This window comes from Streptomyces sp. NPDC054847 (assembly GCF_053610925.1).
Map to the genome: position 1 here is coordinate 4,091 of NZ_JBSGZJ010000504.1, position 939 is coordinate 5,029.

The 939-nt window shown below is 77.0% G+C and carries 1 pseudogene; it reads left to right on the forward strand.

Going from position 1 to position 939, the window contains the following annotated elements:
* Positions 1 to 939, forward strand: a pseudogene (locus tag ACWGH4_RS31090) (hypothetical protein); the annotation flags it as partial.

A 939-nucleotide genomic window follows, 5' to 3' on the forward strand; every position in this document is an offset into this window, starting at 1 on the left:
CCTCAAGTCGGAGGCGGAGCAGGCGCTCGCCGACGCCCGCGCCGAGGCGGAGAAGCTCGTCGAGGCCGCGGCCGAGAAGGCCCGTGCGGCCGTCGCCGAGGACTCTGCCGCCGCGCTCGCCAAGGCCGCCCGCACCGCCGAGGAGGTGCTGACCAAGGCCTCTGAGGACGCCAAGGCCACCACCCGCGCGGCGAGCGAGGAGGCCGAGCGGATCAAGCGCGAGGCCGAGGCGGAGGCCGACCGGCTGCGCGGCGAGGCCGCGGAGCAGGCCGACCAGCTCAAGGGCGCCGCGAAGGACGACACCAAGGAGTACCGCGCCAAGACGGTCGAGCTCCAGGAGGAGGCCCGCCGGCTGCGCGGGGAGGCCGAGCAGCTGCGCGCCGAGGCCGTCGCCGAGGGCGAGCGGATCCGCGGCGAGGCCCGCCGCGAGGCCGTCCAGCAGATCGAGGAGGCGGCGAGCACTGCTGAGGAGCTGCTGACCAAGGCGCGCACCGATGCCGACGAACTGCGCTCCCGGGCGAGCAGCGACAGCGAGAAGGTCCGTACCGAGGCCATAGAGCGCGCCACGACACTGCGCAAGCAGGCCGAGGAGACCCTCGAGCGCACCCGCGCGGAGGCCGAACGACTGCGCGCGGAGGCCGAGGAGCAGGCCGACGGCGTGCGGACGGCGGCGGAGGCCGCCGCGGCCGAGCTGCGCGAGGAGACCGAACGCGGCATAGCGGCCCGCCAGGCGGAGGCGGCCGAGGAGCTGACCCGCCTTCACACCGAGGCCGAGGCACGGCTCACCGCCGCCGAGGAGCGGCTGGCCGAGGCCCGCGCCGAGGGCGAGCGGATCCGCCGCGAGGCGGCGGAGGAGACGGAGCGGCTGCGCGCGGAGGCCGGCGAGCGGCTGCGCGCGCTCCAGGAGCAGGCGGAGACGGAGGCGGACCGGCTGCGCAC